The organism is Sphingomonas sp. MMS24-J45 (assembly GCF_044881195.1).
GTDB lineage: Bacteria > Pseudomonadota > Alphaproteobacteria > Sphingomonadales > Sphingomonadaceae > Sphingomonas.
This window is the reverse complement of record NZ_CP173255.1, coordinates 461,099-485,049: the sequence shown is the minus strand read 5'-3', so window position 1 is coordinate 485,049 and position 23,951 is coordinate 461,099. Positions and strand designations below refer to the sequence as shown.

At 64.8% G+C, this 23,951-nt stretch carries 21 protein-coding genes; 13 read left to right on the top strand and 8 right to left on the bottom strand.

Going from position 1 to position 23,951, the window contains the following annotated elements; all coding sequences use genetic code 11:
• Positions 1 to 12: 12 nt before the first annotated feature.
• Positions 13 to 1,098: a 50S ribosomal protein L11 methyltransferase gene (locus tag AB5I39_RS02485; protein WP_404370710.1), complete on the bottom strand. Its 1,086-nt coding sequence runs from the start codon at positions 1,096 to 1,098 to the stop codon at positions 13 to 15.
• 49 nt (positions 1,099 to 1,147) lie between these two features.
• Between AB5I39_RS02485 and guaA the strand changes: the two genes are divergently transcribed.
• Entirely contained in the window at positions 1,148 to 2,704 is a 1,557-nt protein-coding gene (gene guaA / locus AB5I39_RS02480) for a glutamine-hydrolyzing GMP synthase (RefSeq protein ID WP_404370707.1), read from the top strand.
• A gap of 200 nt (positions 2,705 to 2,904) precedes the next feature.
• On the opposite strand, the gene AB5I39_RS02475 is transcribed toward guaA, so the two are convergent.
• Together AB5I39_RS02475 and AB5I39_RS02470 are read right to left on the bottom strand one after the other, a co-directional pair.
• Positions 2,905 to 5,916 (bottom strand): TonB-dependent receptor domain-containing protein, encoded by a 3,012-nt coding sequence (locus AB5I39_RS02475; RefSeq protein WP_404370704.1) that lies wholly within the window; start codon positions 5,914 to 5,916, stop codon positions 2,905 to 2,907.
• A gap of 65 nt (positions 5,917 to 5,981) precedes the next feature.
• Complete coding sequence (locus AB5I39_RS02470; RefSeq protein ID WP_404370701.1) at positions 5,982 to 7,091, bottom strand: alpha/beta fold hydrolase; 1,110 nt, start codon at positions 7,089 to 7,091, stop codon at positions 5,982 to 5,984.
• A 140-nt stretch (positions 7,092 to 7,231) separates the two neighbouring features.
• On the opposite strand from AB5I39_RS02470, the gene AB5I39_RS02465 reads away from it, so the two are divergent.
• The 3 genes from AB5I39_RS02465 (at position 7,232) to AB5I39_RS02455 (ending at position 10,535) form a co-directional block, all read left to right on the top strand.
• Complete coding sequence (locus AB5I39_RS02465) at positions 7,232 to 8,128, top strand: shikimate dehydrogenase (protein ID WP_404370698.1); 897 nt, start codon at positions 7,232 to 7,234, stop codon at positions 8,126 to 8,128.
• 71 nt (positions 8,129 to 8,199) lie between these two features.
• The gene (locus tag AB5I39_RS02460) at positions 8,200 to 9,492 is read left to right on the top strand and encodes an MFS transporter (protein WP_404370695.1); all 1,293 of its coding nucleotides are present in this window, start codon (positions 8,200 to 8,202) and stop codon (positions 9,490 to 9,492) included.
• Complete coding sequence (locus AB5I39_RS02455; RefSeq protein WP_404373968.1) at positions 9,492 to 10,535, top strand: hypothetical protein; 1,044 nt, start codon at positions 9,492 to 9,494, stop codon at positions 10,533 to 10,535. Before AB5I39_RS02460 ends, AB5I39_RS02455 begins: the two co-directional genes overlap by 1 nt.
• A gap of 7 nt (positions 10,536 to 10,542) precedes the next feature.
• Here the strand turns inward: AB5I39_RS02455 and AB5I39_RS02450 are convergent, their stop codons facing one another.
• Both AB5I39_RS02450 and AB5I39_RS02445 read right to left on the bottom strand, forming a co-directional pair.
• Positions 10,543 to 11,124: a TetR/AcrR family transcriptional regulator gene (locus AB5I39_RS02450; protein WP_404373966.1), complete on the bottom strand. Its 582-nt coding sequence runs from the start codon at positions 11,122 to 11,124 to the stop codon at positions 10,543 to 10,545.
• Between the two features lie 137 nt (positions 11,125 to 11,261).
• A complete protein-coding gene (locus AB5I39_RS02445; RefSeq protein ID WP_404370692.1) occupies positions 11,262 to 12,917 on the bottom strand; it encodes a carboxylesterase/lipase family protein in 1,656 nt (551 codons plus the stop codon).
• Between the two features lie 131 nt (positions 12,918 to 13,048).
• Between AB5I39_RS02445 and AB5I39_RS02440 the strand changes: the two genes are divergently transcribed.
• The 4 genes from AB5I39_RS02440 to AB5I39_RS02425 all read left to right on the top strand — a co-directional run bounded on the left by AB5I39_RS02440 (position 13,049) and on the right by AB5I39_RS02425 (position 17,143).
• A complete protein-coding gene (locus AB5I39_RS02440) occupies positions 13,049 to 13,603 on the top strand; it encodes a DUF3237 family protein (RefSeq protein ID WP_404370690.1) in 555 nt (184 codons plus the stop codon).
• A 24-nt stretch (positions 13,604 to 13,627) separates the two neighbouring features.
• The gene (locus AB5I39_RS02435; RefSeq protein ID WP_404370687.1) at positions 13,628 to 15,493 is read left to right on the top strand and encodes a bifunctional sugar phosphate isomerase/epimerase/4-hydroxyphenylpyruvate dioxygenase family protein; all 1,866 of its coding nucleotides are present in this window, start codon (positions 13,628 to 13,630) and stop codon (positions 15,491 to 15,493) included.
• Positions 15,490 to 16,791 (top strand): MFS transporter, encoded by a 1,302-nt coding sequence (locus AB5I39_RS02430; RefSeq protein ID WP_404370684.1) that lies wholly within the window; start codon positions 15,490 to 15,492, stop codon positions 16,789 to 16,791. Before AB5I39_RS02435 ends, AB5I39_RS02430 begins: the two co-directional genes overlap by 4 nt.
• 88 nt (positions 16,792 to 16,879) lie before the next feature.
• Positions 16,880 to 17,143 carry a hypothetical protein gene (locus AB5I39_RS02425; protein ID WP_404370681.1) on the top strand — a complete coding sequence of 88 codons (264 nt, stop codon included), beginning with the start codon at positions 16,880 to 16,882 and terminating at the stop codon, positions 17,141 to 17,143.
• A 70-nt stretch (positions 17,144 to 17,213) separates the two neighbouring features.
• Here the strand turns inward: AB5I39_RS02425 and AB5I39_RS02420 are convergent, their stop codons facing one another.
• A complete protein-coding gene (locus AB5I39_RS02420; protein ID WP_404370678.1) occupies positions 17,214 to 18,050 on the bottom strand; it encodes an alpha/beta fold hydrolase in 837 nt (278 codons plus the stop codon).
• Between the two features lie 172 nt (positions 18,051 to 18,222).
• Between AB5I39_RS02420 and AB5I39_RS02415 the strand changes: the two genes are divergently transcribed.
• Positions 18,223 to 18,657, top strand: coding sequence for a hypothetical protein (locus AB5I39_RS02415; RefSeq protein ID WP_404370676.1), 435 nt, complete (start codon positions 18,223 to 18,225; stop codon positions 18,655 to 18,657).
• A 4-nt stretch (positions 18,658 to 18,661) separates the two neighbouring features.
• Here AB5I39_RS02415 and AB5I39_RS02410 read toward each other — a convergent pair whose 3' ends face one another.
• Positions 18,662 to 18,874: a helix-turn-helix transcriptional regulator gene (locus AB5I39_RS02410; RefSeq protein WP_404370673.1), complete on the bottom strand. Its 213-nt coding sequence runs from the start codon at positions 18,872 to 18,874 to the stop codon at positions 18,662 to 18,664.
• 2 nt (positions 18,875 to 18,876) lie between these two features.
• Positions 18,877 to 19,293, bottom strand: a complete 417-nt coding sequence (locus AB5I39_RS02405) for a hypothetical protein (protein WP_404370671.1) — start codon at positions 19,291 to 19,293, stop codon at positions 18,877 to 18,879.
• Positions 19,294 to 19,418: 125 nt separating this feature from the next.
• Between AB5I39_RS02405 and panB the strand changes: the two genes are divergently transcribed.
• The 4 genes from panB (at position 19,419) to der (ending at position 23,867) form a co-directional block, all read left to right on the top strand.
• Entirely contained in the window at positions 19,419 to 20,279 is an 861-nt protein-coding gene (gene panB / locus AB5I39_RS02400) for a 3-methyl-2-oxobutanoate hydroxymethyltransferase (RefSeq protein ID WP_404370668.1), read from the top strand.
• Between the two features lie 89 nt (positions 20,280 to 20,368).
• Positions 20,369 to 21,070, top strand: a complete 702-nt coding sequence (locus AB5I39_RS02395) for a tetratricopeptide repeat protein (protein ID WP_404370665.1) — start codon at positions 20,369 to 20,371, stop codon at positions 21,068 to 21,070.
• Entirely contained in the window at positions 21,067 to 22,419 is a 1,353-nt protein-coding gene (locus tag AB5I39_RS02390; protein ID WP_404370662.1) for a PQQ-binding-like beta-propeller repeat protein, read from the top strand. Before AB5I39_RS02395 ends, AB5I39_RS02390 begins: the two co-directional genes overlap by 4 nt.
• A gap of 50 nt (positions 22,420 to 22,469) precedes the next feature.
• Positions 22,470 to 23,867 (top strand): ribosome biogenesis GTPase Der, encoded by a 1,398-nt coding sequence (gene der / locus AB5I39_RS02385; protein WP_404370659.1) that lies wholly within the window; start codon positions 22,470 to 22,472, stop codon positions 23,865 to 23,867.
• The last annotated feature ends 84 nt before the right edge of the window (positions 23,868 to 23,951 follow it).

The following is a 23,951-nucleotide window of genomic DNA, read 5'->3' as shown; positions in this document are numbered from 1 at the left end:
TCCTTCGTCGTTTCAGGCGCCGCCGTCGCGCCAGATCAGTAGGCGCTGGCCATCATGCAGGCCAGCGATCCGCACCGCAGTGCCGACCGCTACGTCGAGCGGCTGGTCGAACGGATAATATTGCGCGCCCCAATGCGATTGAGCATTCGGGCCAGGACGGTTCTCATAGCTGCCCTCAGCATCGAGCTGCAGTCTGATCCACTGGATGACGCCGCCAATCGGCCCGCCCGAGGTGGTGAGCGTGATCGCCGACCGGTGTGGCTCACGCGCAGGCTTGGCGGTGAAATCGAACGAAAGCAGCGGCTGCGCGTCGCTGTGCAGGACGAGCGTCGTGTCCGCCACCGCGACGGTCCGCGGCACTTGTGCCAGCGCGTTGAAGCCGCTGAGATCGAACCCCTCGACATGCGCGACATCGCGCTCCTCGATCGCCGACCACGTTCCCAGCGCCACCATCACGTCGCCACCGGCCGGGATCATCTGGCCACCCGGGGCGAGCAGGCGCGCCGACGCATCGCCCAGCGTCTTCAGCACGCCCTCCGCCAGCAGATTGTTCGACACGATTTCGGAGACGATCACGTCGGCGCGTCCCTCCAGATCGGCTTCGACATCGAGTTTGGTGGAATTTCCGGTCACGACCCGGATCCGATTAGCATAACCGTTGGCGGCGACGATGCGCGTCGCAGTATCGGCGATCGCGGGGTTCTCCTCGCACGCCACGACGCGGCCGGCACCCGCGCGCGCCGCCATCATCGACAGCAGCCCGCTGCCCGCGCCAATATCCAGAACGTGCGTGCCCGGCGTCACGGCACGGCGGATCGCCGCATCGAAGGTGGCGTTGCGCGCGGCATCGCGCAGCATGGTGAAATGCCAGCGCGGGACGGTGCTGCCGATCAATTGCTGCGTACGGGCGGCCACCTCGACATCGTCGGGAGCGTGTTCGCGCGCCTGTAGCGCCAGTGGATAGACGCGATTGCGCAAGCCGATCTTTGCTGCAAGCCCGGCCAGAGCGGCCAGCTTGCGCCCGTCGCGCCCTGCGGCCGCCACCATCGGCTCGAAGCCCGCGCGCGCAACAGCATTAAGATGGTCCCCGTCGTTCATTTCGCCCCCAAAACTCTTTCCTGCGGCAGCGCATCTGCTATCTGGCGCCATGACCCAACCGACCGACTCCATCCTGATCGTCGATTTCGGCAGCCAGGTAACCCAATTGATCGCGCGCCGCGTCCGTGAAAGCGGGGTGTATAGCGAGATTGCGCCGTTCACCACCGCCGATGCCGCCTTCGCCCGCATGGCGCCGAAGGGTGTGATCCTGTCGGGCAGCCCCGCCTCGGTGCTCGACGAAGGGTCCCCGCGCATTCCGCAGGTGATCCTGGATAGCGGCGTGCCGATCCTTGGTATCTGCTACGGTCAGCAGGTGTTGATGCACCAGCTCGGCGGATCGGTGACGTTGGGCGAAAGCGGCGAATTCGGTCATGCCGTCGTCGAAGTGACCGACACATGCGCGCTGTTCGACGGCGTGTGGCGGACCGGCGAGAGCCACCAGGTGTGGATGAGTCATGGAGACAAGGTAACGGCGCTCGCCCCTGGTTTCCGCCCGGTCGCGGTCAGCCCGGGATCGCCGATTGCGGTCGTGGCAGATGACGAGCGCAAATATTATGCGACGCAATTCCACATGGAAGTCGCGCACACGCCCGACGGCGCGAAACTGGTCGCCAATTTCGCGCGGCATGTCTGCGGCCTGACCGGCGATTGGACGATGGCGGAATTCCGCGCTGCCAAGATAGCGGAAATCCGCAAGCAGGTGGGCAAGGGCAGGGTGATTTGCGGCCTGTCCGGCGGGGTCGATTCTGCGGTGGCGGCGGTGCTGATCCATGAGGCGATCGGCGATCAGCTCACCTGCGTGTTCGTCGATGGCGGGATCCTGCGGGCAGGAGAGGCCGAGCAGGTCGTCAGCCTGTTCCGCGGGCATTACAACATTCCGTTGGTGCATGTGGATGCGCAGGACCTGTTCATGGACGGGCTGGCCGGGGTCACCGACCCCGAGGCGAAGCGCAAGTTCATCGGCAAGACCTTCATCGATATCTTCGAGGCGGAGGCCAAGAAGATCGGCGGGGCCGATTTCCTGGCGCAGGGGACGCTGTATCCCGACGTGATCGAGAGCGTCAGCTTCACCGGCGGGCCGTCGGTGACGATCAAGAGCCATCATAATGTCGGCGGCCTGCCCGAGCGCATGAACATGCAATTGGTCGAGCCGCTGCGCGAGTTGTTCAAGGACGAAGTCCGTGCGCTGGGCCGCGAACTCGGCCTGAGCGAAGCGTTCGTCGGGCGGCATCCGTTCCCCGGCCCGGGCCTGGCGATCCGTATTCCGGGCGAGGTTACCAAGGAGCGTTGCGACATCCTGCGCAAGGCGGATGCGATCTATCTCGAGGAAATCCGCGCCGCGGGCCTTTACGATACGATCTGGCAGGCGTTCGCAGTGCTACTGCCGGTCCGCAGCGTCGGCGTGATGGGCGACGGTCGGACGTACGACAATGTGCTCGCCCTGCGCGCGGTGACCTCGACGGACGGCATGACGGCCGAGGCGTTCCAATTCCCCGGCGATTTCCTGCCGCGCGTTGCGACGCGGATCGTAAATGAGGTCAAGGGCATCAACCGAGTGACCTACGACTACACCAGCAAGCCGCCCGGCACGATCGAGTGGGAATGATTCGGAGCTTTTGAGCTCCGCTGGCGGAGCGTGAGCCGGTTTGGGTCACCCTTCAGTTTCCCGGACCGGCCCCATCTACCGTGTTTGCGACCCCGCCGTTATCCGCGCGCAGCCCAGGTAGGCTGCCGTACCGCGAAAATGGCTCCTCTCGCCGCCGCCCGAGCCGTTCAGCGCCTCGGGTCGGACGTGCGAGCAGGCGATCAGAATCCAACCTTCACGCCCATATAGAATGACCGTCCGATCGGATCGTACAACGCCACGTCGGTTCCGTTCTGCGAACTCGCGATAAACGGCAGCCCCTTGTCCAACAGGTTGTTGACCCCGGCGCGTAGTTCGAACCCCTTGCCGACGCGGGCCGATGCGAACAGGTCGAACAGGGAATAAGCAGCCACGCCGACCTGTGCGGTGGCAGGCGTCAGCACCGCGCTGATGTCCTTCATCGGCCCCTGATAGCGCCAGCGCAGTCCGGCCCCGAAGCTGTCAGAGCGATAGCCAAGGGTAGTCAGGCTCTTCCAGCGCGGCGTCGCGCGCGGAGGGACCGATCCCGTACCGGCGCCGCCATTGCTGACTCCGGTATAATCGACGAACGCGGTGTTAGGCAGCAATTGGACCTTGTACCCGCGCGTCCACCCGATCGCGGTATCGGCATAGACCTTGCCGGATGCCCCGGCGATGCGCACCGGCAAGCCGACATGCGCCTGGATCTCCACCCCGTCGGTCTTCAGCCCACCCAGGTTCAGATAGGGGGTCGCAACCGTAACGATCTGGCCCGTCGCATCGCGCTGGATCAACTGGCAGTAGGCGTTGGCGTTGGAATATGTCGGGTTGGTGCCGTCGAGGTTGAAGCACTTCGACAACACCGTCAGGCCTGGGACCGAGGAGATCACGTTCTTGATGTTGATGTTGTAATAATCGACCGAGAGCGAGAAATCGCGGAACAGGCCGGTCTTGATCGGCGAATTGAGCACTAGGCCGAAATTGAAGGTGTTGGCCTTTTCCGGCGTCAGGGCGCGGTTGCCGGTGATCGTCTGGCCGGTCGCAGTCGTCGGGAAGGTGTAGCTGCCGATAGCGGCGGCGGGCACCCCTTGCGCGACGCACAGGGTGCTGACTTGCGTGCCGTTCGCGCCGGTGCGCGCGGTCGAGCGGACGTCGCACGGATCGCCGAGCGATCCCGGCGGCGTGCCGATCACCAATTGCGCACCGGAGGCGGGCGCGAACAATTCACCGATATTGGGCGCGCGCACGGCCCGCTGATAGCTGCCGCGGAACAGCAGCGCATCGATCGGCCGCCACCGGGCATCGCCTTCGAAGCTGGTTACGGTGCCGCTGGTCGAATAATCGGACACGCGCACCGCGCCGCCGACGCCGAGTTCGCGGAAAAACGGCTTGTCTGCGATCAGCGGAATGTCGATCTGTGCGGCGGCTTCCTTCACGCTGATCGCCCCGCTGGCGGGGGCCGAGGCGATGATCGATTCAAGGTTCTGCGCCGCCAGATCGCTGTCGGGAACATAGCTGTAGGTGTTGCGGCGGTAATCGGCGACTAGCGCAATCTGGGCCGGGCCAGCTCCCAGGTCGAACAGCTTGCCGTTGATCTGCGCCTGGACTTGCGTTTGCGAGACCTTCTCGCGCGAGAAGGCGGTCTTGGTAATGTAGGTCGCGCAGGCGGCGGACAGGCCACGTGCATTAGCGTCGCCGAAGGGATTGAAGCCGCCGGCGCACAACGAAGCGCCGCCATCGGCTGCATTCAGCAGGGTTTGCACGCGGCTCTTCACTACGGCGTTGCCGGTTTCCTGATTATGGACCGATTGATCGTAGGAAGCGAAAACGTCGAACGTCCATCCGGTCGCAATGCCGCCGCGCAAGCCGGCCAGATATTGCTGCACCGTATATTGCTCACTGAAGTTTTTATACGGGACGCCGACATAGCGGCCGTTGAACGTAAAGCTGGCGGTCGGATTCGGTCGCGACGCAAGGATCGTGCGCAGGTCGTTCGGGATAAAGGGGTTGGTGACGGGCACGGTGACCGGCACGCCGAACTGCGTGAGGCTGCCGCCGCTGGCCGTCTTCACCGTCAGGTCGACATACATGAACTGGCCGTAGGCGGTGATGCCCGGCGTGATTTCATAATCCGCCTTCACGAACGCAGTTTTGCGATCCAAGCCATTGTAAAAATCGATTTGCTGGCCGACGGGCATCCGCACGTTGTTACCCACCAGAAGATAGCCGGAGGTGTCGGTCGGCCCACGGTAATTGCGTGCGCCGGTCTGTACGAACAGCGAGCCGTCATTGTTGAAGCCAAGGTTGAGCAGCGGGTTGACGGCCGCGGTATTGCCATACTGGCTGAAGACCGCCTGTACGACGGCCGCGTTCGGGGCGTTGGTCGCGCTGGGGACGAAGGTGCCGGTGCCGATGAACGAGGACGGTGTCTTGTCGGTGAAGAAGGAGCGGCTGCTGCCGTTGACCGGGTTCTGCTTGGCGTAGCTGAACGCGGCGAGCGCATGACCGCGATCGTCGGCGAAGCTCGAGCCGAACGCCAGCGACCCGTTGAAGCGATAGGCATCGCCGCGATCGCTGATCGTGTTCATCAAATCGATGCGAACGCCCTCGAGCTTGCGAACCGTCTTGAAATTGACCACGCCCGACATCGCGTCCGAACCGTACACCGCCGACGCGCCGCCGGTGATGACGTCGATTCCCTCGATGATTGCGTCCGGCAGGATGTTGATGTCGACATTGCCGTTGATGTCGGAGGAGGGCAGGCGGCGCCCATCAAGCAGGACGAGGTTACGGTTCGTGCCGAGACCGTGCAGGTTGATCGATGCGCGCCCGCCCGTGCCTTGCCCGCCGGTGCCGGCATTGCCGCCGGTGGTGAAGCTCGGGATCTGGTTGAGCGCGTCCTGGAGCGATACGACGCCGGCTTCCTTGATCGCAGACGCGCTGACGCTCACGATCGGGCTGACCGAGGTGTTGTTGGGACGCTGGATCAGCGACCCGGTAACGACGATGTCGGCACCGTCGGTGCTCTGGGTCGATGCGCCCTTGTCCTGATCCGATGTCGCCATAGTGCCCGCCTGAGTGGGGGCTGGGTCAGTTGCCTGCGCCAGTGCAGGCGATGCGGCGATGCCAAGTGCGAACACCGATGCGGCGGCTGCAAGCGCGGCGCGCGAAGCCGAATGCGCCAGATCGCGGCGAGCCCGTGCGTTCGTGATCATATCCATCCTCCCTCTTGAAAAATGCCCGCCCGTTTGACTGGCGTGGCGTAGTCTTGTGTTGTGGCTCAGTGTGTCTTGTCGCCGATCTGGGCGTCGATGAAGTCGATGGCGGTGCGCAGCGCGAGCTTGCTGGCATCGCGCGTTGCCTCAGGTGTCTTGCCGATCCAGCTATGATCCACGCCGGGGATGACGATCTTGCGCACCGACACGCCGTTTGCGCGCAGCGCGGCATCGAACAACTCGGTCTGTGTTTCCGGCACGGTGTGGTCGTCGCTGCCGTGCATCAGCAGCACCGGCGGATCGCTGCGATCGACATAGGTGACGGGCGAGGCGAAGGCGCGTTGCGCGGCGGTGCAATCCCCGGCGGGGCAGCCGAGGAACAGATCGTCGGCGCTGGGCCCCGGTGGCGTGTTGGGCGGCGGCGTGGTCCGCTTGGCCATCGCGGCAAAATCATAGATGCCGAACCAGCCGACCACCGCCTGCACGCAATCCGATGCCTGATCGCTGCCCACCGCAGTCGAGGCGACGGTTTCGACATTGCCGGCCTTGGGCACGATCCGCGCGCCGGGTTCCAGCGCCGCGACGTTGCAACTGACCCCCGCCAGCGCCGCAAGATGCCCGCCGGCCGATTGTCCCCAGATCGCCGCGCGCTTGGGATCGATATTGTAGTCCGCCGCGTGGGCGCGCAGCCAGCGGATGCCCGCCTTCACGTCTTGAATCGCGGCGGGAAACGGCGCCTCGCGCGAAAAACGGTACGAAACGCTGGCGACGACATAGCCCTTGGCCGCCAGCGCCGCGAGCACCTTCGGCCAATCGACATAAGCGGCGCTGCGGCGTGGGCCGCCCGCCATCCAGCCGCCGCCATGAACATAGACGACCAACGGGCGCGGCCCCGCCGCAGTAAAGCGGGCCGGGGGCAGGAACAGGTCGAGCTTGAGCGGGCGATAGCCGGGGATCGTCTGATAGGTGAGATCGGGATAGCCAGTCACGCCATCGGCGAACTCCACCCTGGTACTGGCGAACGAGTCGGCACCGACCGCCTGCACCGCTGGCCCGATAGTGGTCGCGTCCGCGATGGTGGCGCCGTTGCTTTGCGCGGTGTTGTTTTGCGCGGCGGCCGTGGCGGAAAGCCCGATCAGCATCGCGCAGGTTGTTGCGGCGAGTTGCTTGCCCATGTCATCCCCTCAAACCAACGCTCTGCGGCGCTTGTCTCTTTGTCGGATCGCGCTATTCCGCTCCGCGTTGACATTTGATGTACGAAATGGTTCGTACCAAGTCAATCGGCTCCAAGAAGCCGGTGTCGGGAGGGTGTAGGGTGCGCGCATACGGAAAGCCGGATGACGGAAAGCCGGGCGATGGGCGGGGTGACGGGACTGTGGCGGACCAGACTCTGCAGCCGATTCTGACGGGCCTGATCGGTATCGACATTCAGGGGTCGCGCTCACCCGCGATGCACGAGCGCGAGGCGGCCGCGCAGGGGCTGTCACTGCACTATCGGTTGCTCGATCTGGGCGTGGCCCCGGACAGCGACCGCGATCTGGCCGCGACGCTCGAGCTGGTGCGCGCGGGCGGCTATGCCGGGGTGAACGTGACGCATCCCTTCAAGCAACGCGTGATGCCACTGCTCGACGCGCTGAGCGACGAGGCGCAGGCGATCGGCGCGGTCAACACCGTGGTGTTTCGCGATGGGCGCAGCACCGGGCACAACACCGATTCCTATGGTTTCGCCGAAGGGTTCGAACGGCAGTTGAAGGGCGTGGCTTTGGACCGCGTGGTGCAGGTCGGTGCGGGCGGGGCCGGGGCGGCGACCGCAATGGCGATGGTTAAGCTCGGGTGTCGCGCGCTGGTCATCGTCGATCCGCAGGCCGATCGTGCCGCCGATCTGGTCGCGCGGTTGCCGGGCGATGTCGCCCGCGTCGCGACGCGGGACCTTGCCGCCGAACTGGCGCGCGCCGACGGGCTGATCAACGCAACGCCGATCGGTATGGACGGGCATCCGGGGATGCCGGTCGATGCGGCCCTGCTGCATCCCGGCCTGTGGGTTGCCGATGTCGTGTATTTCCCGCTGGAAACCGCTTTGCTGCGCGCCGCGCGGGCGCTGGGCTGCCGCACGGCGCATGGCGGCGACATGGCGGTGTTTCAGGCAGCGCGCGCGTTCGATCTGTTTACCGGGCGTCACGCCGACCGCGCGCGCATGGCGGCGCGGTTCTGATTTTTGCCGCTATGGCAGGCCTGGACCGGGACGCCGCCAGCAGCGCGGTGACCGGCAGGAGAGGATGGGGAATGCAGCAGATGGACACCGCGATGACCCAGGCACCGAGCCGCGCACGCTTTGGCATGTTGGGGCTGATCGCGACGGGAACGCTGGTCAATTATCTCGACCGGACGATTTTGGGCATCGCTGCGCCGTCGCTGACCAAGGATCTGGCGATCGACGCGGCGGTGATGGGCGTGGTCTTTTCGGCCTTTTCATGGAGCTATGCCGCGTCGCAAATTCCCGGCGGGCTGTTCCTCGATCGCTTTGGCACGCGCGTCACCTACGCGCTGTCGGTCGGTTTCTGGTCGTTGTTCACCTTGCTGCACGCGCTGGTCGGCGGGCTGACCTCTTTGCTTGGCCTGCGACTGGCGCTCGGCATTGCCGAGGCGCCATGCTTCCCGGCCAACAGCCGCGTCGTCGCGACCTGGTTTCCGCAATCCGAGCGCGCCTTTGCGACCGGGGTCTACACCGTCGGCGAGTATATCGGGCTCGCCTTTCTCAGCCCGGCGCTGTTCTGGCTGCTGGCACATTACGGCTGGCGCTCCTTGTTTCTCGTGTGCGGCGTGGTGGGGCTGGCGTTCGCGTTGGTGTGGATCGCGCGTTATCGCGAGCCGGGTGAGCACGCCCGCGTCAACGCCGCTGAACTGGCGCTGATCAAGGCGGGTGGTGGCTTGGCCGGAGGAAGCGCCAAGGGTGCGCCGATCGATTGGAGCAAGGCCGGGCAGTTGCTGCGATATCGCCGGATGTGGGGTATTTGTATCGGCCAATTCGCGGGCAATTCCACGCTCGTCTTCTTCCTGACCTGGTTCCCGACCTATCTCGCGACCGAGCGGCACATGGCGTTCCTGAAGATCGGTTTCTACGCCGTGCTACCCTTCATCGCCGCGTCGATCGGCGTACTGTTCGGCGGATGGTGGTCCGATACGATGCTGCGGCGGGGCAAGTCCGCCAATGTCGCACGCAAGCTGCCGATCATCACGGGACTGCTGCTCGCCTCGACCATCATCGCCGCCAATTTCGTCGAATTGGACATGGCGGTGATCACGATCCTTTCGGTGGCGTTCTTCGCGCAAGGCATGGCAGCGCTGGGGTGGACGCTGGTGTCGGACATCGCGCCGGCCGGGATGCTGGGGCTGACCGGGGGCATCTTCAATCTGGCGGCGAATCTTGCGGGCATCGTCACGCCGCTGGTGATCGGCGTGATCGTCGCGACGACCGGATCGTTTTTCTATGCACTGGCCTTTGTCGGCGGGCTCGCTCTGATCGGGGCAGCATCGTACATTTTCCTGGTCGGTGACGTGAGGCGCATCGCGCTGTGATGTGGCTCGCGGCGTTGCTCGCGCTGGGCGCGCCTGACCCGGCATGTGGTCCTGGCGAGACGCTCGCGTTCGTGTGCGGGGCGGAGCATCCCGAAGACGTGGTTGCGATCCCCGATACCCGCTGGATCATCGCAAGCGGCTTTGCGCCGGGGGCCGGGCTGAAGCTGGTCGACGGCGCGGCAAAGGTCGCGACACCGGCCTATGACGGACGCGCGGATCAGGTCGATCCCGATCACCGCACCTATCCCGATTGTCCCGGCCCGGTCGATCCGGCGCTGTTCAACGCGCGCGGGCTTAGCCTGCGCAAGGTCGCGGCGGGGCGCTACACGCTCCACGTCGTCAATCATGGCGGGCGGGAATTGATCGAGGTGTTCGACGTCCACCTCGCGGCCGGCCGCCCGGAACTGCGCTGGCGTGGCTGTCGGCTGATGCCCGCCGGGCAGGTCGGCAATGCCGTCGCGACCTTTGCCGACGGGACTGTGCTGGTGACGGTGCTCACAAGCCCGGGCACCACGATCACGGATTTTGTGCGGGGCGAGCGGACCGGCGCGGTGTGGCGATGGGCACCTGGTGCGACCGGCTTCACCGAGCTTCCGGGCACGCGCCTGCCCGGCAATAACGGGCTGGAGAGCGACCCCGACCAGCGCCATTTCTACGTCGTCGCCTTCGGGTGGCACGCCGTGTCGGTCTATGACCGTCGCCATCCCGTAGCGCCCGTCCGCACGATCGTCATGCCCGGCTTCATGCCGGATAACATCCATTGGAGCGCGGGGCGGCTGATCGCGGCGGGGATGCGGCTGGATGAACCAGCGTGCGGGGGCTTGCGGCGGATCGTCAGCGGCGCGGCCGACAAGATGCTGTGCCATCGCGGCTATGCCGTCGGCGCAGTCGATCCGGTGGCGGGCAAAGTCACCATTCTGGCTGCAGGTGAGCCGGAGCCTGGCTTCAACGGGGTCTCCGCCGCCGCGATCGTCGGGGATACGCTGTGGCTGGGATCGTATCAGGCGAACCGGCTGGCGTGGCGCTCGCTACCGGCGCGCTAATGCTCGATCAGGCCGGACGGCAGGCCGCGAGTACGACGTCCACCACTTGTTCGCGCCGCCGCTCGACCGCGTCGGGCGAGACCATGTCGCGGCGGAAAATCTCCGAAAAGGTATAGCGGTTCGACACGTTGTAGAAGCACAGCGCGCTGATCGTCATGTGCAGGTCGACCGGATCGAGGTCGTCGCGAAAAACGCCTTCCGCGCGGCCTTTGGCGATGATTTCACCCAGTCCGCTGATCACGCTTTCATTGCGGCGCTTGATCCCGGCGACATCGCGGATGAAGGCACCGTGGTGGATATTCTCGTTCATCACGAGCCGGACGAACTCGGGATGATCGTGATGATAATCGAACGTCACCCGGACATTGGTCTTGAGCGCCTCTTCCGCGCCCATCGTCTCGATCGGCAGGGCGCTCTCGGTCTCGCGGATGCGGGTATAGGCCTCCTCCAGCACCGCGCGATACAGGCCCTCCTTGCTGGCGAAATGATAATAGATCATGCGCTTGCTGGTGTTGGTCCGTTCGGCGATTTCGTCGATGCGCGCGCCGCTCAGCCCCTTGTCGGCAAATTCGGCGAGCGCGACCGCCAGAATGTTGGCCTTGGTCGCTTCCGAATCTGCGGCACGCGTGCCGCGCGGCTCTTTGGTCGTAGCGATGACGCGGTCCCTTGCCAGACGATCTGCAACCTCGCGTAAAGCTTTGGCGCGTTCCGTTCAATATCGCTGCATCAGTCGCGCGGCGCGCCGGGGCGGGTGGGGAGCGGCGTGCGCGTCACCGGATGCGCCTGCAGCCAGGCGAGCGCCGCGACATCGAGCGGGCGCACCGCGATCGTATCGCCGAAAACCATTTCCCGCCGGTTGCTGGTGGACCAGGCCGGCCAGTCCGCACCGGGTCGCCCGTCGCGGGCAAAGGCGATGAGGTGGTCCATCATCGTGGTGGCGAGGGTCCGGTCATACGCCGTCCAGTCGCGCGTGCGGCGCAGGCGGTTGTAAACGTCCAGCGTCCCCAACCAGTATGGGATGTCGCCAGTGTGATAGGCACCGACCGTCGCCGGATCGTGATCGCTGAACCGCACCCCCGGCGTGTAGGGATGTTTGCGCGTGAAGCTGTCGAGATAGGCCGCCTGCCCGAGCGTCGCCTGATCGCGTGCGCATTGCTGACCGGCCAGCACGAACCCGCCGAGATGCGCGACCCGACGCGCCGCCGCATTGGCCTCGGCATCGCTCGTCGCGGGGAAGCGTTGCAGAAACGCGGGGGCGTCAGGGCCGAAAGCAGCCTGCGCCGCTGCACGATAGTCCGCGAGCGTTGTCACGCGTCCGAACGGGCTCATCAGGATGTCGATGTCATCGGTGTTCGAACCGGCGATGATCGGCACGCGGTTGATGCGCCCGGCCGCCAACAGATCCGCCTTTTGCGCAGGCAGTACGAAGCCGTCGACGATCGGGCCGCCGATGCGGACCCCGGCGACATTCGCGCCGAGCTGACTCTCGCTCTGAATCGCGAGGATGCGGTCGGCGGGCAGTGCGCGCAGGGCCGCCAGCGACGTCGCCTTCAGGCGCTGCTGCACCGCGACGCCGATCGCTTCGCCCTCGGCCAGCGTCGGCATGGTGTCGTGATAGTTGCACCAGCTCGTCATCGCCGCGCCGCGGAACAGCCCTGCGGCCTGTGGCGAGAAGAGCAGGGCGGCGACCGACAGCGCACCGGCGGACTGCCCGATGATGATCACCTTGTCGGGGTCACCGCCGAACGCCGCGATATTGGCCTTGATCCAGCGCAGCGCCGCAATCTGGTCCATCAGCGCATAATTGCCCGAATGCCCGCCTTGTTCGCGGCTGAGATCGGGATGCGCCAGGAACCCGAAGGCACCGAGCCGGTAATTGAAATTGACGAACACCGCGCCGCGCCGCGCGATTTCCGTGCCGCCATAATTAGGCATTCCGGCCGACCCGATCGTGAAGCCGCCGCCATAGAGGAACACGATCACCGGCCGCTTTTGCGCCGATGAAGCGGCGGGCGCCCAGATGTTCAGCGTCAGACAGTCTTCGGATACCGCCTCTTCGCCGAAATAATGGTTGATGCCGTGCGGGCGCAGCACCTGCACGCATTCGGGTCCTGTGCGATCGGCGTTGCGGATTCCGCTCCAGCCGACCGGGCGCGGTGCCGCCCAACGCAGATCACCGACCGGCGGCGCGGCGTAGGGGATGCCGAGATAGGCGCGGACCTGGGAATCGACCGCCGTGCCGGCTACCTTGCCTGCGGTGGTCTCGATCGGATCGCCGGGGATCGGTTGCATGGCCGCAACTGATGACGAATCCTGCGCTGGGGCTGCAACGCCGCACGCTGCCAAAGCCGATGCCAGCAGCACCCGTGCGATCGCCTTCATCCATCCTCCTCGTCGGGTCGCAACGAGCCTCTTGCCGACTTCGATCCCGACGGGCACATTGTGTACGAAACGGTTCGTGATCGTCAAGCGGCGGCACGGGCCGGGGATATAGCCGGTTGGGAGACGGACCGATGAAAAGCCAGACGACACGGCGCGCGTTCTTCGGGGCGGTCGCATCTACGGTAGTGCCGTTCGCCTTGCCTGCCTCGGCATTAGGTGCCTCTTCGTCGACCGTCGCCGGTCCGCCCGACGAGGCAACGCCGCGCGTCGAGTTCGCCTTTTCCGCTCACGTCCTGCTCGAGCCCACACGCGAGATCGGGCGGACGCCCTACGGCATCCGCCGCCGTATCCCGATCATCGGCGGCACGTTCGAGGGGCCGCGCATCCGCGGGCGCGTCATCCCCGGCGGAGCCGACTGGCAGTTGCAGCGCGCCGACGATTACACCGTGATCGAGGCCGATTACATGATCGAGACCGATGACCGCACGCAAATCCACGTTCGCAATCGCGGCCTGACCAACACGCGCGTCGCGGGTGCCAAGGCGCGCTATCTACGTACCGTGCCCGAGTTCGAAGCGCCGAGCGGGCCGCACGACTGGCTCAACCAGTCGATCTTCGTGGGCAGTCTGCAGGGCATTTCGGGCGGAGCACCCGCCGTGCTCGTCCACGTCTTCCGCCTCGCCTGATCCTCCGAACGATTGGAACATCCGTTGCGCAGCTCCATCGCCACCGTCTCTGTCAGCGGAACGCTTGAACAGAAACTCACCGCCATTGCGGCGGCGGGATACGATTCGGTCGAGATTTTCGAGACCGATTTGCTGTCCTGCGCGGCGTCACCGCGGGAGATTGCGCGGCAGCTCGACGATCTCGGCCTGACATGCGCGCTGTATCAGCCGTTCCGCGACTTTGAAGGGATGCCGGGGGCGTTGCGGCAGCGCGCGCTCGACCGTGCCGAGCGCAAGTTCGACGTGATGGCAGAGCTTGGTACCGACCGCATCCTGGTCTGTTCGAACTGTTCGCCCCATTCGGATGGTGACCGTGCCCGCATCATCGACGATTTCCGCGCGCTGGGCGAACGCGCCGCGGCGCGTGGCGTGCTGGTGGGGTATGAAGCGCTGGCCTGGGGGCGGCATGTGTATGACCATCGCCAGGTGTGGGACATCGTCAAGGCGGTCGATCATCCTGCGATCGGGATATTGCTCGACAGTTTCCATTCGCTCTCGCGCAACATCCCCAATGCCAGCTTGGCCGAAATCGACCCGGGCAAGATCGTCTTCGTGCAGCTCGCCGATGCGCCCTTGCTGTCGATGGACTTGCTGTTCTGGAGCCGTCACTTCCGGTGTATGCCGGGGCAGGGCGATCTCGATGTCGCGGGGTTCGTCGCCGAACTGCTCAAGCTGGGGTATGACGGCCCGCTCTCGCTCGAAATCTTCAACGACCGGTTCCGGGCCGGATCGACCGCGCTGGTCGCGCAGGATGGCTTGCGCTCGCTGGTCGCGGTGCACGATCAGGCGACGCGGCTGATCGGCCAGCGCTCCGCCTTGCCGGCGGCCGCGCCGATCAGCGGGATCGAGTTCATCGAATTTGCGGCATCCGATGACGAAGCCGCACGGCTTGAGCCAATGCTGGCGGGCCTCGGTTTCGCCAAGGTCGGGCAGCATCGCACGCTGCAGGTCGACCGGTGGCAGCAAGGCGGGATCAATCTGGTGGTCAATCGCGAGCCACGCGGCTTCGCGCATTCCTATGGCGTGATGCACGGTGCTGCGATCTGCGCGCTCGGCCTGACCGTGCCCAATCCCGATGCGACATTGCGCCGCGCGCGCGCACTCAACATCGCGCGCTATGACGAGGCGACCCAGCGTGACGGGAGCGGGATGCCAGCGCTGCGCGGCGTCGGCGGCAGCCTGATCTATCTGTTGCGCGATGCCGGGACCGAACGCATCTGGTCTGACGAATTCCGCACGATCCCTGGTGACAGCCAGGACGCTGGGCTGATGCGGGTCGATCATGTCGCGGCATCGGTCGATATCGATGAGTTCCTGTCGTGGCAGCTTTATTGGACCGCACTGTTCGACGTGGCGAAACAGGTCGAGCTCGACATTCCCGATCCTGCCGGGCTGGTGCAGAGCCGCGCGATCGAGGGATCGGACGGGGCGTTCCGGGTGACGATGAATGCGTCGGGCGGCCGCGGCACATTGTCGTCGCGCTTCATCGGCAATGTTTTCGGGGCGGGGTTCCAGCATATCGCCTTCACCACCAGCGATATCTTCGCGACTGCGCGGAGGCTGGCCGAAAACGGCGTCGAACTGTTGGCGATTCCCGGCAATTACTATGACGATGTGGTTGCGCGCTTTGCGCTCGACGCGGAGTTGGTCGCGCAGATGGCCGCCCACAACATCCTGTACGACCGCGACGAGGCCGGTAACGAATATTGGCAGCTCTACACCCGCGCTTTTGACAAGCGCTTCTTTTTCGAGATCATAGAGCGACGCGGAGCGTATGCCGGGTATGGCGCGGCGAACGCGCCGATCCGACTAGGCGCGCAAAGCCGGTATCGGATAGACAGGTTCGCATGAGTGATGACCCGCAAGAGCTGATCGACCAAGCGCCAATGTCGGCGTTTCAGGTGCGCGTCGTGGCAATCATGATCGGCTTGAATGCCCTTGACGGGTTCGACGTCCTTTCGATCAGTTTCGCGTCACCGGGCATCGCGAAGGCGTGGGGCATCGATCGTGCAGCACTGGGGCTGGTGCTGTCGATGGAATTGATCGGGATGGCGGCCGGATCATTGCTTCTGGGGCGTGCGGCCGACCGGATCGGACGGCGGTCGACGATTCTTGCATGTTTGAGTGTGATGGCGGTGGGGATGCTCGGCGCTTCCTTTGCGAGCGGGGTCGTTATCCTATCGGCATGGCGGCTGCTGACCGGCCTTGGCATTGGCGGGATGCTCGCGGCGACCAATGCCGCCGTCAGCGAAGTATCGAGCGCGGCGCGGCGCAAGCTGTGCGTGGTGCTAATGGCGGCAGGATATCCAGTCGGGACGATTGTCGGCGGATCGATCTCGGCGGTTTTGCTGCGCACGTTCGACTGGCCGGCGATCTTTCATTTCGGTGCGCTGGCCACCCTTTGCTTTGTCCCGATCGTATTCTTCGGTGCGCCTGAGTCGATCACCTTCCTGCTGCACAAGCGCCCGCCGGACGCGTTGAAGCGGATCAACGACACCCTCCGCAAGATGCGACATCCGCCGATCTCGACACTGCCGCCCGAGGCCCTCGAACACCGCAGCGAATCCGTGTTTGCCTTGTTTGCGCCGGAGCGCCTGCGGGTGACGGCGTTACTGACAATCGCGTATCTGGCGCACATCATGACCTTTTATTTCATCCTGAAATGGATCCCGAAGATCGTGGTGGATATGGGCTTCGTGCCGGCTGCAGCTGCTGGCGTGCTGGTCTGGGCGAGCGTTGGCGGGCTGTTGGGGTCGGTGCTTCTCGGTCTTTTGACCGGGCGCATCGGGCTCCTGAAGCTTACGATCGGCGCGATGCTGTGTTCGATCGTTCTGGTTGTGGCGTTCGGGCAAGGACAGCACAGCTTGCACAACCTCTCGATGATCGCCGCCGCGGCCGGCTTTTTCACCAATGCGGGCGTGGTCGGTCTTTATGCTCTGACCGCTTTGGCCTTTCCGACCTCGTTACGTGGCACGGCAACCGGGTTCATTATCGGCATCGGCCGGGGAGGCTCTGCCATGGCGCCAGCCCTTGCGGGGTTGCTGTTCGCGGGCGGGTTGGGAGTGGCACAGGTCGCCGCTTTGATGGCGTTAGGATCGCTGGTTGGGGCCATCGCGTTGATCGGGTTGCGCGGACGCGTTCAAGCCTGACGCCCGACTTTCCGCCGGGGCAGCACTTCGACCTGATCCGGCTGCACGAACATTTGCCGCTCGGCGCGCGTGACGCGCCGTGCGATTGATGCCGAGATCGATGGAGTGTGGCAGACGCTTCGCGCGGCGGGTGCGGCTGCGTATCCTCGCGGCGCCGGTGCGCTCGGCGATCAGCGAATTCGTACCGTTTCTGCAAGTGCAACCAGAACGGGTCGTGCCGGCCCGCGCGCAGGATGCGACAATGCTGTCGAGCGCGCGCCCGGCGCGGTGGTTACGCCTGAGCTTTACGGAAACCGCGGTTCCGGCCGATTATCTGACCCTTGCGGAGGTGGGAGCATTTTTGAAGTCGTAACCCGTCGGCCTATGCCAGGCGTGCCGGGCCTTGCAGCGGGCTTGGCCCACCCGCCGCCAAGCCACTCCGATCAGCTCTCGATAAAGGCCAGCAGATCGGGGTTGATCACGTCGGCGTGCGTGGTCAGCATTCCGTGCGGATAGCCTTCGTAGATCTTCAGCGTCGCATTCTGCAGTAACTTGGCCTGCAGCAGGGCTGCGCCCTTATACGGCACGATCTGATCATCGTCGCCCTGCAGGACCAGCGTGGGGACGGAGATCGCCTTGAGATCCTCGGTCTGATCGGTCTCGGAAAAGGCTTTGATGCCGAGGTAATGGGCGAGCGCGCTGCCCATCATTCCCTGGCGCCACCAATTCTGGACGATCGCATCAGACTTCGTCTCACTGGGTCGGTTAAAGCCGTAAAAGGCACCTGCCGCGAGGTCGTGGAAGAAAACGGCGCGATTGTCTGCCAGTGCCTTGCGCAGCCCGTCGAACACTTCCATCGGCGTGCCTTCCGGATTGGCATCCCCCACCAGCATGATCGGAGGGACGGCGGCCACCAGCACCGCCTTTGCGACGCGGCCCTGCGGCTCGCCATATTTCGCGACATACCGCGCGACTTGGCCGCCACCGGTCGAATGGCCGATATGCACTGCGTTCCGCAGGTCGAGATGTTCGACAACGGCGGAGGCATCCGCTGCGTAATGGTCCATGTCGTGGCCGGTATCGATCTGTGACGAACGACCGTGACCGCGCCGGTCATGTGCGACCACACGATACCCCTTATCCAGGAAGAAGAGCATCTGCGTGTCCCAATCGTCCGACGATAAAGGCCAGCCATGATGGAAGACGATCGGCTGGGCATCCTTTGGGCCCCAATCCTTGAAATAGATTTCTGCGCCGTCGGTGGTCGTCAGATAGGCCATATCGTCCTCCTTTGCCCGGATGCACGAAGCGTGCGTCCGATACGATGCGATGGGAATTGGCAGTCCGCGGAGCCGCCCCCGCATGATGTCATACCGAGGACAGTGCGCCAACCGGCTTGTCAGGAGGCAGGCGAGCGCGCATCTTCCCTCGCGGGGATGGGGGAGTTGAGACATGGCCGGACGGGCAAGGGCACCGCGGTGGTTCTGGGGCGTGGCGGCGCTTATCCTGGCGTGGGGCGCGGTCGGCGTCTTCATGTTCTACACCGATCGAACGATGGACGAGGCGGCGGTGGCGCGGCTCAGCGCCTATGATCGCGCGCTGCGCGCCAGCCAGCCGTTCTGGCAAGTCTGGGCGTACGGGGTCGCGGTTTGGACGGGGCTGATCGGTGGCGTGGCCTTAGTCGTGCGGTCACGCCATGCGCATCCGATATTCGTCGTATCGCTGGTCGCGGTCGTGGTCGTGTTTGGCTGGGCCTTCGTCGCGACCGATCTGATCGCGGTGAAGGGAGCCTGGACCGCCACCGCCTTCCCGATTTTCATCGCGGCGGTGGCGGTATTTCGGATCTGGTTCGCCGATCATGCGCAAAAGCGCGGGTGGATTGGCTGAGCGGTCAGCCCTGCCACTGGAACACATCGTCGAGCGGTTTGCCGAACACTTGCGCGATACGAAACGCGGCCTCCAGCGTCGGCGAATACTTGCCCGCTTCTATCGCGGCGATCGTCTGGCGTGTGACGCCGATCCGCTCACCGAGTTCGGCCTGCGTCATCTCGCCTGCCATGAAGCGCAGCGTGCGGATCTGGTTGGTAATCAATGGCTGGGCCATTCTCAGGCACCCATCCGATAGCCGGCGATCTGCACGCCGTAATGGACGATCTCCGCGATGATGATCGCGCCCACGATTCCGTAGGCCATACCGATCTTGCCTACGCCGAGATGCATACTGGCCACGACGCACAGCACCAGCGTGAGCAACACCGGATAAGCGACCGCGTAGGCGCGGCGCGAGATCGTGCGGTCGCGCTCGTCGCGGCCCGCGCTTGCGTCCTTTGGCGCAAGGATCGCGGTGACGATCGCCGCCGTGGCTACCAGAATGGCCTGTAGGACGACCGCGCCCACGAAACCAAGCGCATAGGTCAGCCCGGAATAGCGCCCGCGCGTCACCGCCATGAAACCGAAGAAGCCGCCCCAGATCGCAATCGTGGTGATGACGGAAATCCACGCGATCTTCTCCCGGTACGGCATTTCACGTCCCCATGTTCGACTCGATGAACACAATGTATGGAAAACATAACATTGAGTCAATCAGTGCAAACATGGCGGTGGTTCGGCGCTGGCGGCTCCGATGCGAACTCGCTATGCCGCCGCCCATGTCCACGACCTTCACGCTCGACACCGCCACTAGCCGTGCCAATCCGACCCCCGCTCCGATGAAGCGGCTGACGGTCCCTGCGATCCGCAAGCAGAAGGGTGGCGACCCGCTGGTGATGCTCACGGCCTATACCGTGCGGACCGCACAGTTGCTCGACCCGCATTGCGACATGCTGCTGGTCGGCGACAGTCTGGGGCAGGTGGTCTACGGCCTGCCGTCGACGGTGCCGGTGACGCTCGAGATGATGGCGGCGCACGGCGCGGCAGTCGTGCGTGGCAGCTATCATTCGGTCGTGGTGATCGACATGCCGTTCGGCAGTTATGAGGCGAGCCCGGAAAAAGCGTTCGAAAGCGCGGCCTATCTGCTCAAGCAGACCGGCGCGGCAGCGGTGAAGCTGGAAGGCGGAATCGCGATGGCGCCGACCGTCAAATTCCTGTCGGAACGCGGCATCCCGGTGATGGGGCACGTCGGCCTCACCCCCCAGGCGGTCAATACGCTGGGCGGGTACGGTGCGCGCGGGCGCAGCAAGGCGGAGGCGGCCAAGATCGTCGCCGATGCGGTGGCGATTGCCGATGCCGGGGCTTTTGCGATCGTGATCGAAGGCGTGGTCGAGCCGATCGCGATCGAAATCACGCGCGTGGTGGCGTGCCCGACGATCGGCATCGGTGCCTCCGCACAATGTGACGGGCAAGTGCTGGTGGCGGAGGATATGCTCGGCCTGTTCGAACGCACGCCGCGCTTCGTGAAGAAGTTCGACGATCTGGCGGGCCGCATTTCCGCCGCGGTCGCCAGCTACGCCGACGATGTGCGGACGCGTACGTTTCCGGGAATCGAGCAGATTTACGTACCGAAGGACTGAAAACGCGGCGTTTTTTGAACGCTTTTGTTTGGCGCAAGCCGGCGCTAAGGTCCGCGCCTTCCACACCCTTTCCCGATGGAGTTCTCCCCTTGGCTGTCCCGCCGAATACCGATGCTGCGTTTCTGCGCGAAGTCGATGAGGAACTGCGCCGCGATCAGCTCGCCACGGCGTGGCGCAGCTATGGCAAGGTGGCGATCGGCGTCGTCGTGCTCGCCTTGCTGGCGTTCGGCGGATGGCTGTTGTGGCACTCGCACCAATTGGAAACTGCGGGCGAAGAAGGCGAGACGCTGTCCAAGGCTTATGAAGACATTGGCGGCGCACATCCCGACGCGGCGCAGGGTAAGCTCAACACGCTCGCCGGATCGAGCGTCGGCGGATATCGGGCGCTTGCGTTGATGAGCCAGGCCGACATCCTGCTGCAGAAGCAGGATCTGCGCGGTGCCGCAGCCAAATTTGCGCAAGTCGCGACCGATGCGTCGCTGGGGCAACCGTTCCGCGATATCGCCTTGATCCGCCAGACCAGCGCCGAATTCGATACGCTGAAGCCCGAGGTCGTCGTTGGCCGCCTGCGCGGCATCGCGGTGAAGGGCAATCCGTGGTTCGGCAGCGCAGGTGAGTTGGTCGCGATTTCCTATCTGCGGATGGGCCGTCGCGATCTGGCAGGCACGCTGTTCGGACAGATTGCGCGCGAGCCGGATATTTCGGAAACCCTGCGGCAACGTGCGGTTCAGATGGCGGGCGTATTGGGCGTGGATGCCGTTACCCAGGCGAAGGACCAGAAATCGCAATGAAGATGACCAACCGTTTTCTGATCGTCGCCGTCGGCGCGGTGGCGCTGAGTGGCTGCGCGACGTTCAAGGGCAAGAAGAAGACCCCCGTACTGGGTCAGCGAATCGCGATCCTGGCTGGCGAGAACGACGTGCGCGCCGACAAGACGATCGCTGGCGTCGAAGTGCTTGTGCCGCCGCCTGCAGCGAACGATAGCTGGGCACAGCCCGGCGGCAACGCAGCCAAGTCGCTGGGTAACTTGGCACTGGGCACCAACCTCTCGCGCGCCTGGAGCGCGTCGATCGACGGCGGCAGCAATCGGCAACGGCTCGGTGCAGCCCCGGTGGTCGCCGACGGTCGGCTGTATGTGATCGACGTCAATGCGACCGTCCACGCTTTCTCGGCCACTACCGGTGGCGCGGTGTGGAGCACCAATATCGCCGTCACGGACAAGAAGTCGCGCAGCGCGCGTTTCGGCGGCGGGGTAAGCTTCGAGGACGGCAAGATTTTCGCGACCGACGGCCTCGGTGATGTCGTCGCGCTCGACGCCGCGACCGGCAAGGTGGCGTGGCGCGCCAAGCCGGGTGCGCCGCTACGCGGAGCTCCGTCGGTCGCCAATGGCGAAGTCTATGTGCTTAGCCAGGATAACCAGCTCTACGCGCTGTCGCAGGCGGATGGCAGCGTACAATGGACGCAGTCGGGTTCGATCGAGACGCAGGGCGTGTTCGGCGTCGCCGCGCCTGCAGTGAGCCAGGGCACGGTGGTCGCGGGGTTCTCCTCGGGCGAACTCAACGCCTATCGCTACGAGAACGGCCGCACACTGTGGCAGGACGCGCTTTCGCGTTCGACCATTTCGACTTCGGTTTCCTCGCTTGCCGACATCGATGCAGACCCGGTGATCGACCGCGGGATCGTCTTCGCGGTCGGGCAGGGTGGCCGCATGGTCGCGCTCGAAATCGTCTCGGGCCAGCGCCTGTGGGAACAGAACTTTGCCGGGATTTCGACTCCGTGGGTCGCCGGTGAGTGGGTCTTTATCGTCACCGACGATGCGCGGCTCGTCTGCTTGGCGCGCGCCACCGGTAAGGTGCGGTGGATCAGCCAGTTGCGCCGCTACAAGAGCGAGAAGACCAAGAAGGACGGCACGATCAAGGATTCGAAAAAGTCGAATCCGGTCACCTGGCTCGGTCCGGTTCTGGCGGGCAATCGTCTGATCCTGACCAATTCGGAAGGGCAGATCGCCTCGGCGTCGGTCGATACCGGCAAGGTGACCAGCGTGATCAACACCAAAACCGCGTTCACCTTGCCCCCGGTGGTGGCGAATTCGACGCTCTACGTGCTGGATCAGAAGGGCCGCGTGACCGCCTATAAGTGATGGGCCCCGAGGCGGGGTGACGAAGGCGTGCGTTTCCCGTAAGGGGGCGCATGTCCAAACTCCCCGTGGTCGCGATTATCGGCCGGCCGAACGTCGGCAAATCCACCCTGTTCAACCGTCTCGTCGGCAAGAAGCTCGCGCTGGTCGATGACCGCCCCGGCGTGACGCGTGACCGGCGCGAGGGTTCCGCGACGCTGGTCGGCCTCAATTTCCGCGTAATCGACACCGCCGGGTATGAGGATGAGGATGCCGCCTCGCTGCCGGGGCGGATGCGGCAGCAGACGGAAGCGGCAGTAGCGCAAGCCGATGTCGCACTGTTCCTGATCGATTCGCGCGTCGGCCTCGTCCCGCTGGACGAGGAAATCGCGCGTTGGCTGCGCGGATCGACCACGCCGATAATCCTCGTCGCCAACAAGGCCGAGGGTAAGGCCGGTGCCGATGGTATCCTCGAATCGCTGTCGCTCGGCTTTGGCGATCCAGTCGAGCTGTCGGCCGAACATGGCGAGGGGCTGGTCGAACTGTTCGACGCGCTGCTGCCCTATATCGAGCCCGAGAAGGACGAAGCGGGCGAGGACATCCCCAATGCCGACGAGGATGAGGAATACAGCCCCGAAGCGCCGCTGAAGCTTGCGATCATCGGGCGGCCGAATGCGGGCAAATCGACGCTGATCAATCGCATCCTCGGCGAGGAGCGGCTGATCACCGGGCCGGAGGCAGGGATCACGCGCGATTCGATCGCGGTCGACTGGATCTGGCACGATCCCGAACGCGAGCCGGGCGAGAATGCGCGCAAGGTGCGGCTGATCGACACCGCCGGGATGCGCAAGCGCGCCAACGTGCAGGACAAATTGGAGAAGCTGTCGGTCGCCGATGCGCTGCACGCGATCGATTTTGCCGAGGTCGTCGTGCTGCTGCTCGATGCCACGCGCGGGCTGGAATCACAGGATTTGCGGATCGCCGATGCCGCGTTGCAGGAAGGCCGCGCGTTGATCGTCGCGATCAACAAATGGGATATCGCCGAAAACGGATCGAGCCTGTTCAACGGCATCAAGGCAGCGCTCGAAGAGGGCCTCAGCCAGATCAAGGGTATGCCCGTGCTGACCGTCTCGGGCGCCACTGGCAAGGGCATCGACACGCTGTTGAAGGTGGCGTTCGAGACGCGCGATGCGTGGTCGCGCCGCGTCGGGACGGGCGAACTCAATCGCTGGTTCGAACGCGCGGTCGAGGCCAATCCGCCACCCGCGCCCGGCGGCAAGCGGATCAAGCTGCGCTATCTCACCCAAGCCAAGACGCGACCACCCGGCTTTGTCTTGTTCGGTACGCGGGTCGATCAGTTGCCGACCAGTTATCAGCGATACCTGATCAACGGCATTCGTCGCGATCTCGGGTTCGGGGCGGTTCCGGTGCGCCTCACGCTACGCGCGCCGAAGAACCCGTTCGATCGCTGATAGATCGTCCGCGCCGGAGCGACTTCTCCGCAAATTACAGCAGAATAACGGTTGCGCGCGTCTGATGTTTATTGTGCGCGTCAA